Here is a 17103-nt window from a genome sequence, read left to right on the forward strand (position 1 = left end):
CTCCCCTTTCTTCTCCCTTGAGTGTGTCATGTCTGTTCAGCAATACGATGTTTTGGTCATAGGTGCAGGTGCATCAGGTTTAATGACGGCCTATATGGCAGCACAACGTGGTCGTAAAGTCGTAGTCGTTGAAAAAGCCAATAAGGTGGGTAAGAAAATCCTGATGTCCGGTGGTGGCAAATGCAATTTCACCAACCTCTATGTCGAACCTGAAAATTTCATCTCGCACAATCCGCATTTTGTGATTTCAGCACTGAGCCGCTATACCAATTGGGATTTTATTGGCTTGGTCTGCGAATATGGCATCGAGTATGAAGAACGTAAACATGGACAGCTATTTACCTTAAATGGTGCCAAAGAAATTCTGGCGATGTTGCTGTCCGAATGCGACAAGACCGGTCTGGTCGAGATCAAAACTAATTGCGAAGTGAAAGCCGTCAATACTGTGGACGATCAAGGATTTCAGGTAGCCACTTCTTTAGGATATTTTGAAGTGGAATCGGTTGTGGTTGCTTCAGGTGGCCTGTCTATTCCAACCTTAGGCGGTTCAGGTATCGGCTATGAGATAGCCAAACAGTTTGGACATCATGTCTATCCAACCCGTGCCGGTCTGGTGCCGTTTACTTTCTCGGATAGTTTCAAGGAAATCACCACCCGTCTGAGCGGTAATGCAGTCGAAGCCACGCTGTCTAATGATTTAAACAGTTTTACTGAAGCTCTGCTGTTTACCCATCGTGGTCTGAGCGGTCCTAGCTCGCTACAACTGTCAAATTACTGGGATGTTGGCCAAAGCTTTAAGGTCAATTTCTTACCAAGTATCGACCTGTTTGATTTCTTTAAAGCTAAAAAACAGAGCCAACCTAAGGTTTTGCTACGTACACTATTGACCGAACATTTACCGAAGAGCGTAGTACTAGAATTACAGAATCTGATCTGGCCTGAAGTGGCTGAAACATCTATTGGCAATATTAGTGATGACAAGCTGGAACAGATTGCCAAACGTTTAAGTGGCTTTGAACTGAAGCCTTCTGGAACTGAAGGTTACCGTACAGCCGAGGTGACTTTGGGCGGCGTAGATACAACCGAAGTTTCATCTAAAACAATGGAAAGCAAAAAGCAGAAAGGCTTGTATTTTGTGGGTGAGATACTGGATGTGACTGGTCATTTGGGAGGTTTTAACTTCCAATGGGCATGGTCATCAGCACATGCCGCATCGGAATATGTTTAATACAAAGATGATCTAGGAAAAGAAAATACTACGCTTATTCCAGATAATCCGTTTTAAACAGGCTGAGATTGGCCGTATTTTCTAAACGGTCAATCGTCAGTTGCATTTTCTGAGCCGCTTCCTGCAGATGTAAGGGTACTTGATCTGCCATAGGCGCCATGAATTTATGCTGCAATGTTTTCCACATCTTATTGATCTCCTTTTTCTTTATATTTTTAATGCAAGAAAAATACCAAAATCATTTTAGTATTCACTTGAATATTCTATATTTTTTAAAAAAGAAATTCTATGTGTAGTGACTGAGCAGTGTTCTGGCTTAGTTAAATTCGTCTGAATCAGGTATTTTCTTATCTAGCTCTTTTTCAGCCTGCTCATCCTGTTTGCTTTTCACAAAGACAAATCGATAAGCAGCCGTGAAAAAGCCAATGGTAATGCCTGCTATCACTAAGGGTGCTAGCAGATTATTCGGTTTCTTGGCATTCATTCAGATTTCCTCAGGATTAAAAAAATCGACCACTCAAGCGTGGCCGATTTTGTTTAAATAAAACAGGTTAATTCGGGTCATCTTTTTTTGGATGACTATCGACATCCGGTTCTTCTTCACCTGTAGAACCAAATGGATTATTCGCTGGTGGATGAGTTGGATCAACTTGAAGCGAATCCGGTACAGCCTGATCGACATCTGGTGTCACCTGATCTACACCTGAAGCTTCATCATCCTGTGGTGCAGTGGTCAATGTTGCTGGCGTACTATTGGATAAATTGGTACGCATCAGCGTATTGTCATCTTGTGATTGATCTTGATTCGGCACAATATTTTCTCCTGTCGTTGAACTGCCTGCACCTGTAGTACCACTGACATCAGCACCTAAGCCTGAAGTCATGATATTGGTTTCATTTTTTAAAGGATTTGGTTCTTTAGCTTCTCGTTTAGCTTTATCGATCAAATCAGTCAGCACACGTTCTGCTGGTTGACGGCCACCGAGACCAAAGGCCAAGGCAAATGCCACTGCAACCGCACCCAGAGTTAAACCGAAGGCCAGATTCACAATCGAGTCAGCGATGCCCATGGCACGTAGACCCATCGCAATGACCAGACCCATGATCAGTACACGAACCAGGTTCGCTAACCAGCGTGAACTGTTGTATTCACCACGTTGCACAATGTTGGCAACTACATTGGCCAGCCAGAAGCCGATCACCAGGATCACAGCACCTAGCAGGATGTTTGCACCGAAGTAGATGAACATCGCGATCAGGCCACTCACCTGTTCAAAGCCTAAACGGTCCGCAGCTTCAGAAACTGCAAATAGCATGGTGAACAGTACAATCAGGTAACCCACGAGGCTTGATAGTTTGGTTTTGCCCAGGAAGCGTTGCAGATCCAGTTTGGCTGGAACCTCATCCACGCCTGTTCCGGCAACGACTTCAGTCACCAGACGTGCTACCAGTCTAGACACCACATAAGCCAGAATCAGAATCAGTGCAGCTGCAATGATATTTGGAATGGCATTCATGATCTCATACAGCATTGCAGTTGCTGGTTGAGAAATTGCTTCGATACCCAGTGCTTCAAATGCAATGATTAATGACGTAATAATTACGACTGCGAAGATGAATGAACCAATCAGTTGAGCGACATTCGAGTTTTTGAAAATGCCGACTTTTTCAGCTTGATGTTGAATATTCAGGCTGTTGAGCAAACCTTCAACTATACCGCGAACGATTTTTGCCAGAATGTATCCGACAAATACAATAACTGCAGCAATGAAGATATTAGGCAGATAACTTACGACATCCGTCAGCATGTTCTGCACAGGCAGTAATAAACCATGTAGACCTAGAATCGACAAGACAATTGGCAAGAACAGCAGTAAAATCAGCCAGTAAACAATTTCACTGATATTTTGGCTAATCGGGCTGACACCGACTTCAGCACTCAGCTTTTCATCCAGCTGGGTGCGATCAAGCATTTTTTGCAAGCCGACTTTGACCAGATTCGCCACAATCCACCCAACAAAGGCCACAGCAACAGCCGCCAGCAATTGTGGAATAAAGAGCAGGACCTGCTGGATCATATTACTGAACGGTCCGCTCACTGCTGTCAGATTCAGTACGTTAAGCGCACCGATGACCGCAATAATCAGAATAATCCAGAACACAACACGAGCGATAATACTCTCGACATTAGAGCGATGTCCTGTCGCTGCATTTAAGTGTGTATTGGTCCCTAGTTTTTGCAAGATTTTTTTAACACCTGCCGAGACGAGTAATGCAATAATCCAACCTAGGACTAATATGGCAATTGCACTAAGAATTGGATGAAACTGATCCCAGTAGTACATGGCATCATAGCCACCACGTGGGCCTCTCATATAATCATTCATGTTTTCTGCCCTCTTTGTTATTACGCTATTTATCTGAATTCACGAGCTTATTTTTGAAATCTTCAGCTCTTTCCGATTGCTTATAAAGCTTAGACTTCCTGTGCTTAGCTTGCCTGGAGATACAGAACTTTGAAAAACATCACCACCTATTGCAAAAAAACCCTAGTCATGAACCAGAGCTTTTTTTAACAATTCCAGTTATTGGGTGGCCTGTTGAGCATCAGTTGCAGTGGCTTCTGCTGTATCTTGTGACATTTCGCCTACAGTGGCTGTTGCTTCTGTCATCGCATCATCTGCGGTAGCCATTGCTTCATTGCTTTCACCGCCTGGAGTAGCCGCCGGACTAGCATTATTGGCAGGGGCTTCAGTCGCTGGTACTGGTGTATTAGGCTGGGTTGCAGGCGCATCTGGCTTCACATCTGCAAACATATAGAACAGGACTGCCAGTAAAAAGATACCGACCAAAATCAGGATATAGACAGGAATGCGCTTCTTCTGCGTGATTGCTGCCTGATCATGCAAAGGTGGTTTTTTATTAAAATCATCAACCATGACCATTCTCACTCTTTCTTATTCATAAGTAGATTTTTATCATAACAAGCAGTTATCACAGCTTCTGTGACAAAAGATGGTGAGATAGTGAATGGATGTAAGTTATATGTATGAGTCTGATGAACTTGGTATTAGTTTCAAAAAGAGGTATTTTCTGGCCTGAATATACTATGCTTTTATGGTTAGAAACTCTCTTCCCAGACAGTTGATGCTGGCGGTTTTTAGCTGATTTATCAGGAATTAAATCGTCTATAAAATAAATAATATACCACTATGATTTTATTAAATTTTAAGCACATTTTAAGTGGGCTAAAACATGCTGTAAAAATACCGTTTTTCAATATACCTGCTACTTTGCACAAAATACGTTATAATTATCCACCTTATTTTTCATGCACCCGAGTTTTATGGCGTATCGTCAACAGAGTGTATCGCTGGATCTTGACACTGACGTCACACATCAATGTGCTTTGCACTACACTCGTGATCAGCATCTGATTGGAATCATTGAATTTAGCAAACCGAGCTTTATGCTACGCTGGCAAGATCTGGAATATTTCCGCCGCCGTACTGAAGAAATGTCGGTGATGCCTTTTCCAGACTGCATTAATGCCATGGTCATTGATGTACGAAATGTGGCGGCCTGGCTAGATAATGACGTTCCGATTATTCCATGGCGCCTACTGGAAGAAGATTGTCCGGTACGTTTAGTTGTGCCTGCGGATCGAATCGAACATTATGCCGGTTTCTTTGAGCCGACCTGGTTAACGACCGATACAGATACTGCCATTCAGGAAATTCGTGACTTTATGGATATGTTTGTTCACTAATATGACAGTATGAAAAAAACCTCCATGACGGATGTTTTTTTGTACCTAAAAAAATAAAAGTCCCCCTTTAACAAAGGGAGATTTAGGGGGATTCTTTTTAACTTGAAAATATTTTCAGTTTTAATCCATTTCTAATTTAAAGAAGGATGTAACTCCCTTTCCTTTTAAGCGATGAGCAGCACTGCTGCGCAAGAGAGAGGTAAAAGCCCCTCCTTTGCAAAGGAGGGGTTGGGGAGGATTCAAGAACTGACAAATAATCTAACTTCAATCCCTCCTAACCTCCCTTTTAGAAAGGGAGGAACTCTGAAGGAATTACCAATAATTCTCTACCGCAATATTTCCTTCACCACGGCGGTTCATGGTCAGGCCACGTGCTTTTAGCGCTTCTTTGGTATCTTCGACCATTTCCGGATTACCACAGAGCATCACATGACTGGTTTCAGGATTAAGCTGAAGTCCTGCTGCCCGTTCAAGTTCCCTATTCTCAATCAAGATCGGTAAACGATGGTGAAGTGCTGCTTCAGGATCACGGGTAATGATTGGAATAAATTTAAAACCTGTATGACCTTCGCCAAAGGTCTCGGCAATTTCCTGAATACGGTCAACATAGGCTAGTTCGTCTTGAGTACGGACGCTATAAACCAGATTAATATGTTTATATTTATTCCAAGTTTCAAAGTCTTGCAGCATGCATAAAAATGGTGCCAAACCTGTACCTGTGCCAAGCAGCCATAAATCTTGTGGTAATGGCAATTGATAACGTGCCAAAGTCAGATAACCATAGGGAATTTTCTCTAAGTAGAGTTCATCGCCTACTTTAAGATGTTGTAAATTCGAAGTAAATTTCCCTTCAGGAACAACGATTGAAAAAAATTCCAGCGTTTCATCAAATGGTGATGACACGACTGAATATGCCCGAACAACCAGTTCATCCCCCACTTTCAAGCCAATACGCGCAAACTGTCCTGCCGTAAACTTGAAATGCGCAGGTCTGGTCATGGTGAAACTAAACAGCGTATTGGTCCAACGGTGTACAGATAAAACCTTTTCTAAGCTAAATTTTTCAATAGACATGATTCAAACGTGGCATCAAAGACTATGCTCATGGTAGCATGACAGCATAATTTATTAATATTTTTTAAATGTTAAGGCTCTATTCATGCGCATGACTTTACGCCAGTTGGCTGTTTTTGTAGCAGTTGCTCAAGAAGGCACCGTCACCAAAGCCAGTGATGCAGTCAAACTCACCCAAAGTGCGGCGAGTATGGCTTTAGCAGATTTAGAAGATGGTCTTGGCGCGCCTTTATTCGACCGTCTTGGTAAGCGTTTACAGCTCAATGACTTAGGTCGTTTTCTTCTCCCGCAAGCTCTTGAAATCCTTGGCCGCTGTGAAGCTTTCGAGCAGGCAGCCAAAGGTGAACTACAAAGCATTGACCTTCGTCTCGGTGCGACGCTGACCATTTCCGACTATCTGATGCCAGACCTGATGGCGGATTTCCTGAAAATCCAGCCACAGGCTCACTTGCAACTGCAGGTCGGCAATACCCGTCAAATGATCGAAGCCGTAAATCAGTTCCAGTTAGATTTGGCCCTGATTGAAGGTTCTTGTCATTTACCACAACTGCAATGTATTCATTGGCGCGATGATGAACTTGCAGTGTGCTGTGCGCCGGATCATCCTCTGGCTCAGCTAAACCGTCCGCTCACTGCTGAAGATTTTAAATCGGTTGAATGGATTTTACGTGAAGAAGGTTCAGGGACTCGTGAAGTCTTTGATAATGCCATCTTGAAAGATGTACCCGACGCCAATATCCGTCTGACTCTAGGCCATAATGAAGCGATTCTGAAGATTGTGGCAGGTGGTCTAGGGATGTCTTGTATTTCCAAGCTGGCGATTGAACCTTTGCAGGAAAAAGGCCAACTGGTGATTCTGGATACTCCATTCTGGTCACTCACCCGTCCTTTATTTATGCTGGTACACCGCCAGAAATATCAAGGTCCAGGCCTCAAAGCCTTTATGAAATTCTGTGAAGCTTAAAATTTTGTTGAAATAAAAAAAGCGCCTAAGGGCGCTTTTTTATTACCTGAATAAATGTCTCTTACTAATTTCTTCCCTAAACTGTCTTTCACATGGAACACCGTCATGATTTCCATCCATCTGAGTACCCGGGCAATTTCGCAAAAAGAATACCGCTTCATCATAAGAGCGCATCTGGCTACAATGGGTTCTACCATCACATTGATAAGGTGAAGACACTAAAGTGGATGAGGCAGTACTTCTAATAGAAGTATTTGTTGATGCCTCTAAATTCCTCCTCCCTTGTTCACTGAGGCCTTGTTCAGGTAAGTCACCTAAAGCAGCACGTTGTTCTGAAACAAGCCTTTTTTGTTCTTGCATTAAATGCTCAAGTTGCTGTTGCTTTTGTATTTTATAGTTTTGGTATTTTCCATAAACTAATACAGCAAGTATCACGATAATGACCAAGCCCATACCTGTAATCAATTTCGATAAAACTGACTTTTTAGGCTGACGGTAAGGTAGTGCTCTTTCGATCTGAAGATCATTATGTTGACTAACAATTTTTGAAGGTGTCTTTTGATATGAGATATCTAAACGCACAATATTGTCTGCTTTAAACTTGCCTGCATCCTGTACTTTGAGAAACTTTAAACTTTCCCCAACTTTTGGTGGCACGTTCTTATTTGGGAAGTCTTTAATGTGGAAGAATAAATCTTTTGACTCACCAGCTATCTCAATAAAACCAAAACCTCGTTCTTCGTTATAGGTCTTGATCTTCCCCTCTAAAAACATAATTCACTCTATTGTTTGATATTTTTAATTATTGTATTCAAAAACTGATGAAAATTCTAAAAATAAAAAAAGCACCGTAAGATGCTTTTTCTTATTTGAATGATGAGACAAATATCTTAGTAAATGAGAACCTAACTTAAATTTCTCCAAAAATCATAAATCCAATCGCTGTTACCAGAATCAACCAGAGTGTGGGACTAAAGAAAATAGTATTGCGTACCGGATTGACTATTGTAGAAGTAGAAGCTAGAGATGGCAGTGCAACCACTTCAGAGACGAACTCTTCTTGATGCTTGATATCTAGACGTACCATATTGTCCAATTGAATCGTATTCTGCTCTTCGATTATTCTAAATTTAAGTCGTTCTCCGACTTGAGGTGCTATTTCAGGTGAAGGTAATTGATCTAACTGAAAATTAAGCTCCTGTGCATTATTTGACAGTTCAATACTCCCAGTCCCACGTACAGCATCATAGGTTTTAATTCTTCCATCTGTAAACATGATATGTGTCCCTAGATCATTCAACAGATGCGTAGTTTATATGGAAGGGATTAAAGGATATTGTTGAACTTTGGTGGGTATTTTATTGTTTTCACAACATTCTATAAGGTTCTGATTACACAAGATTCCTACAACTTACATAAACTTATAACTCAAATAAAAAAGAGGCTCTAGAGCCTCCTTTTGTATGTTTTTTCCAAGCAAAAATTAACGCTTTAAATTCGACAATAGTGCTGATGTAATCGAAGTATTGACTGCTACTGCTTTGGCTTTTTTGACTTTCTTCGATTTATCTTCTACACGTTCAATTTTAATGGCTTTATAGCGATCACCATTTTGAACCACATTGAATTTTACCCGGTCGTTGCGCTTCGGTTCACCTGAATCGGCAGGGAAATCCGAGATATGAAAAAATACCTCACCTTCAGGTGAAGAAATAAAACCAAATCCTTTTTCTGGATTGTACTGTTTTACTTTTCCTTGGTATTGCTCGGAAGTCATAAACGTCCCCTACTCTGTATCTGTCAGTATTCAGTATATAAAAAAGAGGCTGTAAAAGCCCCTTTTCTGTTCATTTTCAAAAATATTAGTCTTTTTGAACTGAACCAAAAATCTTGTCACCCGCATCGCCCAAACCTGGAACGATGTAACCATTTTCATTCAAGCCATGATCAATCGCCGCAGTGAAAATCACCACATCTGGATGAGCTTCTTCAACACGCTTAATCCCTTCAGGTGCAGCAACCAATACCATCACACGAATATCTTTACAGCCGCTAGCTTTCAATACGTCAATCGCAGCTACCAGAGAAGAGCCAGTCGCCAGCATTGGATCAATGATCATAGCAAGACGGTTTTGTACATCTGGAACCAGTTTTTTATAGTAAGTACGTGCCTGTAGGGTTTCTTCATCACGTTCCAGGCCCAGTACAGAAACTTTGGCACTTGGAATCAGATTCAGGAAACCATCCAGCATACCAATACCTGCACGTAGAATTGGCACAACAGTAATTTTCTTACCTGCAATACGGTCTACAGCCACCGGTCCGTTCCAGCCATCAATCTCATGTTCAACGACAGGAAGATCCTTGGTCGCTTCATAAGTCAAAAGCATAGTCACTTCCTGAGCAAGCTCACGGAAGTTCTTGGTACTAATGTCAGCACGACGCAGTAAACCGAGTTTATGTCGAATTAAAGGATGACGGATTTCATGGATTGCCACGGGAGAACACCTAGAAGGTTAAAGATAAATTTCCGCTATTATAAAGACTTTTCCGGATTTGTTTAACTAAAAAAGCCCCCAATCGTGGAGGCTTTTTTGTAATAACTTCAAACTTGCGCTGAATTAGTTAAAACCACTTTGAACCAAAGTGAAAATAAACTGTTGTAATTCAGGCGACATTGCGAAGAATGCATAGCGAGACAGTGCAATGATTGGATCCGGATAAACACCGATCACCAGTACCAGTAATGCAACGAGCAATACCATGATACCGCCGACTTTTTGACCCCAGTGATTTACAGCGTCAAGACGTGGTGTTTCTGGTGGAGTCATATACATGACAACCATCACACGCAGGTAGTAGTACAGACCGATACCTGAACCCAGGATAACCATCGCAGCAAGGAACCAAGACTCGCCTGCTACCGCAGTTTTCACTACCAGGAACTTACCGATGAAGCCCGCTGTTAATGGAATGCCTGCCAGAGACAGCATCATCACAGTTAATACAGCAGTCAATACTGGACGACGCCAGAACAGACCACGGTACTCAGCCAGGCTACCCGCTTCATCTGTATTGTTATACGGACTAGACATCAGCGTTACCACACCGAAAGCACCAATCGTAGTCAATACATAAGTGATGATATAGACGTTTACACTTTCGAAAGTCGCGAAACCTTGAACCTGTAAAAAGTCAGTATTACGTGCAGATACGATTGCAACCAGTACGTAACCGAAGTGAGCAATTGAAGAGTATGCCAAGATACGTTTCAAGTTCACCTGTTTCACTGCAAGCAAGTTACCTACAATGATGGAAAGTACTGCAATCACGCTGATGATGGTGACGAAGCTATCTGACAAGATTAAGCCTGAAGACAATACATAACGTACGAACAGACCCAACATTGCCACTTTAGACACAGTTGCAAGGAAAGTTGCAACTGGTGCTGGAGCACCTGCGTATACATCTGGTGTCCATTTGTGGAATGGAGCTAGTGACAGTTTAAAGCCAACAGCGAATACAATCAGTGCTAGACCAATCACCACAGCAGGCTGACTAAATGCAGTCAACAGTTTGCCTGGTTCAGCGACAAAGCTTAGAGAACCTGTATATGCATAAACATATGCCATACCCATCAGCAACATTGCAGATGCAGTTGCTGAAAGCACCAGATATTTCACACCTGCTTCAAGCGATTGAGAACGCTGATGTGTATACGCCAATAAGCCGTATACAGGGATCGACATGAGCTCAAGACTAATGAAGAAAGAGGCATAGTGAGAACTTGCCACCATCAGCATCGCACCGGCAACGGAGGTCAGCATCAGGATATACAGTTCTTCACGATTATCTTTATAGGTTTCAATATAAGCATGTGACAAGGTACTACACGCCAGTGCAGCCACAATAATCACAAACTGATATAGCATCGTAAACGGATCTACGAGGAACAGGTTCATTACATTGGCAGGTGCAAATTGACCCGCTAACAGAACGAACAGAATGTACAACGCCGCCAGGTTTAGACCGATGACTGTCGTAGTCGCAACTAAGTTATGGTTACGCTTAATTGCAGTAAGCAACATCACGACGATCGCAGTCAATGACACGATCATCACAGGTGCTAGAGGCATAAGCTCAGAAAAAGACATTGTGAAGTTCATGGCTTATTGGATCTCCACATTTTCAGCTGAAACGGCAGCTTGCTGCACAGCATCAGCTGCTTCAGACACAGGAATGTAGCTATTCGCTAACCACGCCATGCTTGAGTTAGAAACGTCAAGGAAGCTTTGTGGGTATAGACCAAGCCATGCTAGACCAAATGCACAGATCAGCAAAATTACCACTTCACGTGCATTTAAATCTTTTAACGGATTTGTGTAGTGCTGTTTTTGCTCTTCGTTTGGAACACCAAACAACGCTTTATGGATCAGAATCAAACCGTACAGACCCGCAAATACCAGGCTGATTGCAGCGAGGATTGTAAATGCTGGGAATTTACCGAATGAACCCATCAGGATCAGGAACTCACCAATGAAGTTACCTAGACCTGGAATACCGACAAGCGCCGCGATGAAGAACATCAGGAAGAATGCAAGGTATGGGAACTGACCACGAATACCACCCATCAAACGCATATCACGTGTATGAACACGTTCGTACACCTGACCACACATAATGAACAGAGCTGCAGATGACAGACCGTGAGCCAGCATCATGATCATCAGACCTTGGAAAGTCAGGATGTTACCTGCATAAATCGCAAGTAAAACGAAGCCCATGTGTGAAATAGATGTATACGCAAGTAAACGTTTCATATCGGTTTGCTGGAAAGCACACCAAGCACCGTAGAAGATACCGATTAAACCGAAAATGATCGCGATGTCTGCAAACTGTGCAGAAGCCGCCGGGAAGAATGGAATCACGAAACGGATCAGACCGTAAGCAGCTGTCTTAATCAAGATACCTGCAAGGTCAACAGACCCCGCTGTCGGTGCTTGTGCATGCGCATCTGGTAACCAGCCGTGTAATGGGAAAACTGGAAGTTTTACCGCAAAACCGATGAATAAACAGATCATGAATGCGTAAGCAACTGCTGGCGCTTGTGTATCCAGCATGTTCGCTACACCCATCAGGTAGTTGTAGTCGAAACGGATTTGACCAGTCATGGTGTAGCCTACAGTTACCAGACCGAGGATACCAATCAGCATGACTAAACCAGCCACCTGTGTGTAAATGAAGAACTTGGTTGCAGCATATACACGTGACTTGCCTTCTGCCCCTTTATGACCCCAAAGTGCGATCAGGAAGTAGATCGGCACCAGCATCATCTCCCAGAAGAAGAAGAACAGGAACAGGTCAATCGCCAGGAATACACCGATTACACCACCCAGAGACCATAACAGGTTCAAGTGGAAGAAACCAACGTTTTTCTGAATCTCACCCCATGAACAGCCTACTGCCAACACACCAAGGAGTGCAGTCAAGCCAACCATCAGTAAAGATAAACCATCCACCGCAAGGTGAATATTAATGCCTAGGGTTTGAATCCAAGGCAATTTGAACTCGGCTGCCCACGTAGGAGCCGCACCGCCAAGTTCATAGTTATAAGTACCCGACTGCCAAAGGACGATGGTTAAAACCAGCGTCACTAACATACCAATCAGCGCGATATAACGCGGAAGGTGTTGGTCGAGTTTATCGACCAACCAGCAAATAAAACCTGCAATGAACGGAATGAGGATCAGAGCCGGCAAAATAATATTGTTTGGAGCTTCCATTTTATTTCCCCACTACCTGAATCACGAGCAAGATCATCAGTAGGACAACGACACCGAGCCCCATACTAGATGCATATTCACGCAGTGAACCTGTTTGACGCGAACTAGTAAAGCTATGACCACCTTTAACCAGTGCAGGCAGCACCAGCCAGAAGCCATCAATCGGATCACGACCGAACAGTTTCGCGAAGAACAAATAAGGCTTCACAAAAACGATGTCATACAGCTTGTCGAAACCAAGTGCATTACGGCAGATGTTGGCAAGACCCGCACCCAGAGAAGTTTTAGCAAAAGATTTCACAGCATTGTAAGCAAAAGCAAACAGCACCACACCAATTGCAAGACCTACCAGTGCAATACCTACTGCTGTGTATTCTGCAGTATGCATGCCATGTTCAAGTGCTTCCGGAATTTCAAATGCAGGAAGTTTAGCCGCATTTAAAATGCTTTCTACAGGCGCTTTCAATGCCGCACCCACGAAAGTCGAAAGTACTGCAAGAATTGCCAATGGTCCCCAGTAAGTTACACCCTTGATTGCGTGGTAAGGTGTGTTTTCTTTACCGAAGAATACAACCCAGATCAGACGGAATGTATAGATCGAAGTCAGGAACGCACCGATTACACCCACCCAGTAAAGTGTGCTGTAAACTGCGATTGATTGGCCTTGTACCCATACCGCACCCAGGATTGCATCTTTTGAGAAGAAGCCCACAGTGATGAATGGAATTGCAGCCAATGCACCGCCACCAATGGCGAAACATGCAAACAGGAATTTGTTCTTGTAGAACAGACCGCCCATCTTGAAGATGTTTTGTTCGTGGTGGTAAGCCAGAATCACTGCACCAGAAGACAAGAATAATAATGCCTTGAAGAATGCGTGAGTCAGCATGTGGAACAGACCCGCCTGGTATGCTTCAGCACCTACAGCCATAAACATATAGCCCAACTGACTCATAGTTGAGTAAGCCAGAATACGTTTGATGTCTGTTTGTACCAATGCAGCAAAACCAGCTACCAGTAATGTCACTGCACCAGTAATCGAGATGAACATCATTACTTCAGGCGCAAGTTCAAATACTGTGAACAGACGGCAGCACAGGTAAACACCCGCTGTTACCATTGTTGCAGCGTGGATCAATGCAGAAACAGGTGTAGGACCTGCCATCGCATCTGCCAACCAGGTTTGCAGTGGAATCTGCGCAGATTTACCAGCAGCACCCAGGAACAGCATTAACGCAGTCCAGATAGTCAATGATGAACTTTGAGTCATCACAGTCGCAGCATTTTCAACGATGTACTGAGTATTCAGCGTACCGAATTGCTGGAACAGCAAGAACATGGCAATCAGCAGGAATACGTCACCAATACGGGTAACGGTAAATGCCTTGATCGCTGCCACACCGTTTGCAGGATTTTGGTAGTAATAACCAATCAGCAGATAAGAACACAGACCTACACCTTCCCAACCCAGGAATAACAACGCCAGGTTGTCACCCAGTACCAGCAATAACATGCTTGCAACGAACAGGTTGAAGTAAGAGAAGAAACGTGCGAAGTCTTGTTCACCGCGCATGTACCATGATGCAAAGATGTGGATCAGGAAACCAACGCCTGTCACCATGCCCAGCATCAACAGAGACAAACCGTCCAGGTGCAGGCTGATGCCCGGTGCAAAACCACCGACATTGAACCAGGTCCAAAGAGGTTGTACTACTGCGGTAGAACCATTGTTGACAAAGTCCATACCCGCAATGAGTGCAAACAATGCCGATAACCCCACAGCCCCTACACCAATAATGGCTGCAACTGTTTCAGGAAGCTTATGACGCCCTGCCGCTAAAAGGACGAAGCCAATGAGCGGGAATAAAATTGTTAGATATAAATAACTCATCCGCGCATCTCACTAGCAGCATCCACATCCAGATGATGGAAGCGATGATAGAACTGAAGGACGATCGCAAGACCGATACATGCCTCTGCCGCAGCAAGGGTCAGAATCAGGATAAACATGATTTGACCATCAGGCTGTGCCCATGCACTGCCCGCCAAGACGAATGCCAAAGCAGCAGCATTCATCATGATTTCAAGGCTCATTAAAATGAATAGCAGGTTGCGTCGCACCATTACACCGTAAAAACCCAGTGCAAAAAGAATGGATGCAACGATCAAACCATGCTCTAAAGGGATGTTGCCCATTATTGTTGTTCCTCTTCTGCACCTGGTTCACGTTTACCCAAATGGAATGCTGCAACAAGTGATGCAAGCAATAACATCGCGGCAACTTCTACCAACAATAAGTATTGCGTAAAGAGTGATTGACCTACCGCTTTAGGACCGACCATTTCTGTGCCCATCACCATTGAAGGCTGCACGTAATCTGATTTTAGTACCCAAACCAGGACCAGACCAATCAGGAAGCTCATCAATGCCGGATAAGCCCAAGCCGATGAAGTCAACCATTTGCGTTCCTGAGCAACAGTCTGTTCGCCCAGGTTCAGCATCATTACCACGAACACGAATAACACCATGATCGCGCCAGCATAAACGATGACTTCAAGTGCACCCGCAAATGGTGCACCCACGATCAGGAACAGCCCTGCTACAGCAAGGAGCGAAACGATCAGGCTTAATAAAGCATGTACCGGATTCGTGTTAGTCACCACACGAACCGTAGAGACGATGGCCACAAGGGCCATTAAATAAAATGGCCACATCATGGTAATAGACTCCGTACATCAACAGGTGCACTTTCACGCTGTGCCTGACCTTTGTCCTTACCAGCAACTGCCATACCGGTTACACGGTAGAAGTTATAGTCAGGATATTTACCAGGACCAGAAATCAGCAAGTGTTCTTTTTCGTAGACTAAGTCTTGACGAACATATTCGCCCAATTCGAAATCTGGTGTCATCTGAATCGCAGTCGTAGGACATGCTTCTTCACACATACCGCAGAAAATACAGCGAGAGAAGTTGATACGGAAAAATTCCGGATACCAACGACCATCTTCACGTTCTGCTTTTTGTAATGAAATACAGCCTACCGGACATGCAACCGCACACAGGTTACATGCCACACAACGCTCTTCGCCATCTGGGTCACGCGTTAATACGATACGACCACGGAAACGTGGTGGCACGATTTCTTCGGCTGGCACTTCCGGATATAAAATGGTGTCACGTTTGCGCGTTGCATGGGTAAATACCATGAACAACGTACGAACGATTGACCCGAATCCAGCTAGAAATTTAAACATTTTGTTCTCCCTGCTGTCTTAGGCCTGATTCAACAGAATCACAGCACCAGTCACCAAAAGGTTAACCAACGCCAATGGCAAGCAAATTTTCCAACCAAAGTTCATCACCTGGTCATAACGTGGACGCATTAAAGAACCACGCGCCAATACAAACATCATTACGAAGAATGCTGTTTTAATAATGAACCAGAATGCTGGTGGAAGGAAATCAAGACCAAATGGTGCTAACCAGCCACCGAAGAACAGGGTTACGATCAATGCAGAGATCAGTACTACGTTCACGTATTCCGCAACGAAGAACATACCCCATTTCATACCGCCATATTCTACGTGGTAACCTTCCGCCAGTTCCTGTTCCGCTTCTGGTTGGTCAAATGGGTGACGGTGAGTTACCGCAACACCTGCAACCACGAAGATCAGGAAGCCTAAGAACTGAGGAATGATAAACCATACATCTTTCTGTGCTTCTACGATTTCACGCATGTTGAATGAACCGGCAATTGCCACTACACCCATCAGGGAAATACCCAGGAACACTTCATAAGAAATAGTTTGTGCTGCTGAACGTAGACCACCAAGCAATGCGTATTTGTTGTTAGAAGACCAACCACCAAACAGTACTGCATATACCGCAATACCTGCCATTGCCATGAAGAACAACAGACCGATACTCATGTCTGCAACACCTAAGTAAGGTGATACAGGAATAACCATGAACGACAGCACCGCAGTTGCCATCGCAACTGCTGGAGCCATACGGAAAGTCAATTTATCAGCAAATTTTGGTGTCCAGTCCTCCTTGAACATGATTTTCAGCATGTCGGCAACAATCTGGAACATACCGCCCGGACCTACACGGTTCGGACCGTAACGGTCTTGCCACAAGCCAAGTAAACGACGTTCAATAAAAGACATCAACGCAGCGATCAGTACTACAACCAGTAAGATCACGATCGCTTGAAGTACTGAATAGGCGATTGGCCAGTTTTCAGCCCACAGCGGCGTTTGACGGATTAATTCTTGTTCCAT

Annotated in this window: 19 protein-coding genes; 3 read left to right on the top strand and 16 right to left on the bottom strand. The window is 43.7% G+C overall.

The genetic code is table 11. The features are described from left to right. Window positions 1-28 precede the first annotated feature (28 nt). Window positions 29-1228 carry a BaiN/RdsA family NAD(P)/FAD-dependent oxidoreductase gene (locus tag AC4MBN_RS11075; protein WP_419374737.1) on the top strand — a complete coding sequence of 400 codons (1200 nt, stop codon included), beginning with the start codon at window positions 29-31 and terminating at the stop codon, window positions 1226-1228. Window positions 1229-1262: 34 nt separating this feature from the next. Here AC4MBN_RS11075 and AC4MBN_RS11080 read toward each other — a convergent pair whose 3' ends face one another. The 4 genes from AC4MBN_RS11080 to AC4MBN_RS11095 all read right to left on the bottom strand — a co-directional run bounded on the left by AC4MBN_RS11080 (window position 1263) and on the right by AC4MBN_RS11095 (window position 4167). Continuing rightward, entirely contained in the window at window positions 1263-1415 is a 153-nt protein-coding gene (locus AC4MBN_RS11080) for a hypothetical protein (RefSeq protein ID WP_419364614.1), read from the bottom strand. Window positions 1416-1544: 129 nt separating this feature from the next. Further along, window positions 1545-1712, bottom strand: a complete 168-nt coding sequence (locus tag AC4MBN_RS11085; RefSeq protein ID WP_180070695.1) for a hypothetical protein — start codon at window positions 1710-1712, stop codon at window positions 1545-1547. 67 nt (window positions 1713-1779) lie between these two features. Continuing rightward, window positions 1780-3615 (bottom strand): mechanosensitive ion channel, encoded by a 1836-nt coding sequence (locus AC4MBN_RS11090; RefSeq protein WP_491880213.1) that lies wholly within the window; start codon window positions 3613-3615, stop codon window positions 1780-1782. A 198-nt stretch (window positions 3616-3813) separates the two neighbouring features. Then, on the bottom strand, window positions 3814-4167 hold the full coding sequence (locus AC4MBN_RS11095; protein WP_208462530.1) for a hypothetical protein: 354 nt from the start codon (window positions 4165-4167) through the stop codon (window positions 3814-3816). Between the two features lie 407 nt (window positions 4168-4574). On the opposite strand from AC4MBN_RS11095, the gene AC4MBN_RS11100 reads away from it, so the two are divergent. Beyond that, complete coding sequence (locus tag AC4MBN_RS11100; RefSeq protein ID WP_005237048.1) at window positions 4575-4997, top strand: hypothetical protein; 423 nt, start codon at window positions 4575-4577, stop codon at window positions 4995-4997. A gap of 312 nt (window positions 4998-5309) precedes the next feature. On the opposite strand, the gene AC4MBN_RS11105 is transcribed toward AC4MBN_RS11100, so the two are convergent. Then, entirely contained in the window at window positions 5310-6071 is a 762-nt protein-coding gene (locus AC4MBN_RS11105) for a ferredoxin--NADP reductase (RefSeq protein WP_491880214.1), read from the bottom strand. Between the two features lie 85 nt (window positions 6072-6156). Here AC4MBN_RS11105 and gigC point away from each other — a divergent pair, with 85 nt between their 5' ends. Next, window positions 6157-7035 (top strand): LysR family transcriptional regulator GigC, encoded by an 879-nt coding sequence (gene gigC / locus AC4MBN_RS11110; protein ID WP_180138928.1) that lies wholly within the window; start codon window positions 6157-6159, stop codon window positions 7033-7035. 42 nt (window positions 7036-7077) lie between these two features. Here gigC and AC4MBN_RS11115 read toward each other — a convergent pair whose 3' ends face one another. The 11 genes from AC4MBN_RS11115 to nuoH form a co-directional block, all read right to left on the bottom strand. Beyond that, window positions 7078-7809 (bottom strand): cold shock domain-containing protein, encoded by a 732-nt coding sequence (locus tag AC4MBN_RS11115; RefSeq protein ID WP_491880215.1) that lies wholly within the window; start codon window positions 7807-7809, stop codon window positions 7078-7080. A 136-nt stretch (window positions 7810-7945) separates the two neighbouring features. Next, window positions 7946-8311 (bottom strand): hypothetical protein, encoded by a 366-nt coding sequence (locus AC4MBN_RS11120; protein ID WP_491880216.1) that lies wholly within the window; start codon window positions 8309-8311, stop codon window positions 7946-7948. A gap of 207 nt (window positions 8312-8518) precedes the next feature. Next, window positions 8519-8812 (bottom strand): cold shock domain-containing protein, encoded by a 294-nt coding sequence (locus AC4MBN_RS11125; protein ID WP_491880217.1) that lies wholly within the window; start codon window positions 8810-8812, stop codon window positions 8519-8521. Window positions 8813-8897: 85 nt separating this feature from the next. After that, the gene (gene upp / locus AC4MBN_RS11130; protein WP_491880218.1) at window positions 8898-9533 is read right to left on the bottom strand and encodes a uracil phosphoribosyltransferase; all 636 of its coding nucleotides are present in this window, start codon (window positions 9531-9533) and stop codon (window positions 8898-8900) included. Between the two features lie 123 nt (window positions 9534-9656). Then, the gene (nuoN, locus tag AC4MBN_RS11135) at window positions 9657-11201 is read right to left on the bottom strand and encodes an NADH-quinone oxidoreductase subunit NuoN (RefSeq protein ID WP_004785070.1); all 1545 of its coding nucleotides are present in this window, start codon (window positions 11199-11201) and stop codon (window positions 9657-9659) included. 3 nt (window positions 11202-11204) lie between these two features. Continuing rightward, on the bottom strand, window positions 11205-12818 hold the full coding sequence (nuoM, locus tag AC4MBN_RS11140) for an NADH-quinone oxidoreductase subunit M (RefSeq protein ID WP_004785072.1): 1614 nt from the start codon (window positions 12816-12818) through the stop codon (window positions 11205-11207). Window position 12819: 1 nt separating this feature from the next. Next, the gene (gene nuoL, locus AC4MBN_RS11145; protein ID WP_180105232.1) at window positions 12820-14709 is read right to left on the bottom strand and encodes an NADH-quinone oxidoreductase subunit L; all 1890 of its coding nucleotides are present in this window, start codon (window positions 14707-14709) and stop codon (window positions 12820-12822) included. Next, the gene (gene nuoK / locus AC4MBN_RS11150) at window positions 14706-15014 is read right to left on the bottom strand and encodes an NADH-quinone oxidoreductase subunit NuoK (protein WP_004280769.1); all 309 of its coding nucleotides are present in this window, start codon (window positions 15012-15014) and stop codon (window positions 14706-14708) included. The genes nuoL and nuoK overlap by 4 nt, the downstream gene beginning before the upstream one ends. Next, a complete protein-coding gene (nuoJ, locus tag AC4MBN_RS11155; RefSeq protein ID WP_491880959.1) occupies window positions 15014-15532 on the bottom strand; it encodes an NADH-quinone oxidoreductase subunit J in 519 nt (172 codons plus the stop codon). Before nuoJ ends, nuoK begins: the two co-directional genes overlap by 1 nt. Next, on the bottom strand, window positions 15532-16074 hold the full coding sequence (nuoI, locus tag AC4MBN_RS11160) for an NADH-quinone oxidoreductase subunit NuoI (RefSeq protein WP_004785079.1): 543 nt from the start codon (window positions 16072-16074) through the stop codon (window positions 15532-15534). The genes nuoJ and nuoI overlap by 1 nt, the downstream gene beginning before the upstream one ends. A gap of 18 nt (window positions 16075-16092) precedes the next feature. Then, window positions 16093-17103 carry an NADH-quinone oxidoreductase subunit NuoH gene (gene nuoH / locus AC4MBN_RS11165; RefSeq protein ID WP_004785081.1) on the bottom strand — a complete coding sequence of 337 codons (1011 nt, stop codon included), beginning with the start codon at window positions 17101-17103 and terminating at the stop codon, window positions 16093-16095.

The sequence above is a fragment of the Acinetobacter sp. CAU_H_60 genome (genome assembly GCF_058599385.1).

Excerpts from the sequence above, each read along its gene's own strand:
- AC4MBN_RS11075 (WP_419374737.1), top strand. The coding sequence starts at position 29 with ATGTCTGTTCAGCAATACGATGTTTTGGTCATAGGTGCAGGTGCATCA.
- AC4MBN_RS11080 (WP_419364614.1), bottom strand. The coding sequence starts at position 1,415 with ATGTGGAAAACATTGCAGCATAAATTCATGGCGCCTATGGCAGATCAA.
- AC4MBN_RS11085 (WP_180070695.1), bottom strand. The coding sequence starts at position 1,712 with ATGAATGCCAAGAAACCGAATAATCTGCTAGCACCCTTAGTGATAGCA.
- AC4MBN_RS11090 (WP_491880213.1), bottom strand. The coding sequence starts at position 3,615 with ATGAATGATTATATGAGAGGCCCACGTGGTGGCTATGATGCCATGTAC.
- AC4MBN_RS11095 (WP_208462530.1), bottom strand. The coding sequence starts at position 4,167 with ATGGTTGATGATTTTAATAAAAAACCACCTTTGCATGATCAGGCAGCA.
- AC4MBN_RS11100 (WP_005237048.1), top strand. The coding sequence starts at position 4,575 with ATGGCGTATCGTCAACAGAGTGTATCGCTGGATCTTGACACTGACGTC.
- AC4MBN_RS11105 (WP_491880214.1), bottom strand. The coding sequence starts at position 6,071 with ATGTCTATTGAAAAATTTAGCTTAGAAAAGGTTTTATCTGTACACCGT.
- gigC (WP_180138928.1), top strand. The coding sequence starts at position 6,157 with ATGCGCATGACTTTACGCCAGTTGGCTGTTTTTGTAGCAGTTGCTCAA.
- AC4MBN_RS11115 (WP_491880215.1), bottom strand. The coding sequence starts at position 7,809 with ATGTTTTTAGAGGGGAAGATCAAGACCTATAACGAAGAACGAGGTTTT.
- AC4MBN_RS11120 (WP_491880216.1), bottom strand. The coding sequence starts at position 8,311 with ATGTTTACAGATGGAAGAATTAAAACCTATGATGCTGTACGTGGGACT.
- AC4MBN_RS11125 (WP_491880217.1), bottom strand. The coding sequence starts at position 8,812 with ATGACTTCCGAGCAATACCAAGGAAAAGTAAAACAGTACAATCCAGAA.
- nuoN (WP_004785070.1), bottom strand. The coding sequence starts at position 11,201 with ATGAACTTCACAATGTCTTTTTCTGAGCTTATGCCTCTAGCACCTGTG.
- nuoM (WP_004785072.1), bottom strand. The coding sequence starts at position 12,818 with ATGGAAGCTCCAAACAATATTATTTTGCCGGCTCTGATCCTCATTCCG.
- nuoL (WP_180105232.1), bottom strand. The coding sequence starts at position 14,709 with ATGAGTTATTTATATCTAACAATTTTATTCCCGCTCATTGGCTTCGTC.
- nuoK (WP_004280769.1), bottom strand. The coding sequence starts at position 15,014 with ATGGGCAACATCCCTTTAGAGCATGGTTTGATCGTTGCATCCATTCTT.
- nuoJ (WP_491880959.1), bottom strand. The coding sequence starts at position 15,532 with ATGTGGCCATTTTATTTAATGGCCCTTGTGGCCATCGTCTCTACGGTT.
- nuoI (WP_004785079.1), bottom strand. The coding sequence starts at position 16,074 with ATGTTTAAATTTCTAGCTGGATTCGGGTCAATCGTTCGTACGTTGTTC.
- nuoH (WP_004785081.1), bottom strand. The coding sequence starts at position 17,103 with ATGGAACAAGAATTAATCCGTCAAACGCCGCTGTGGGCTGAAAACTGG.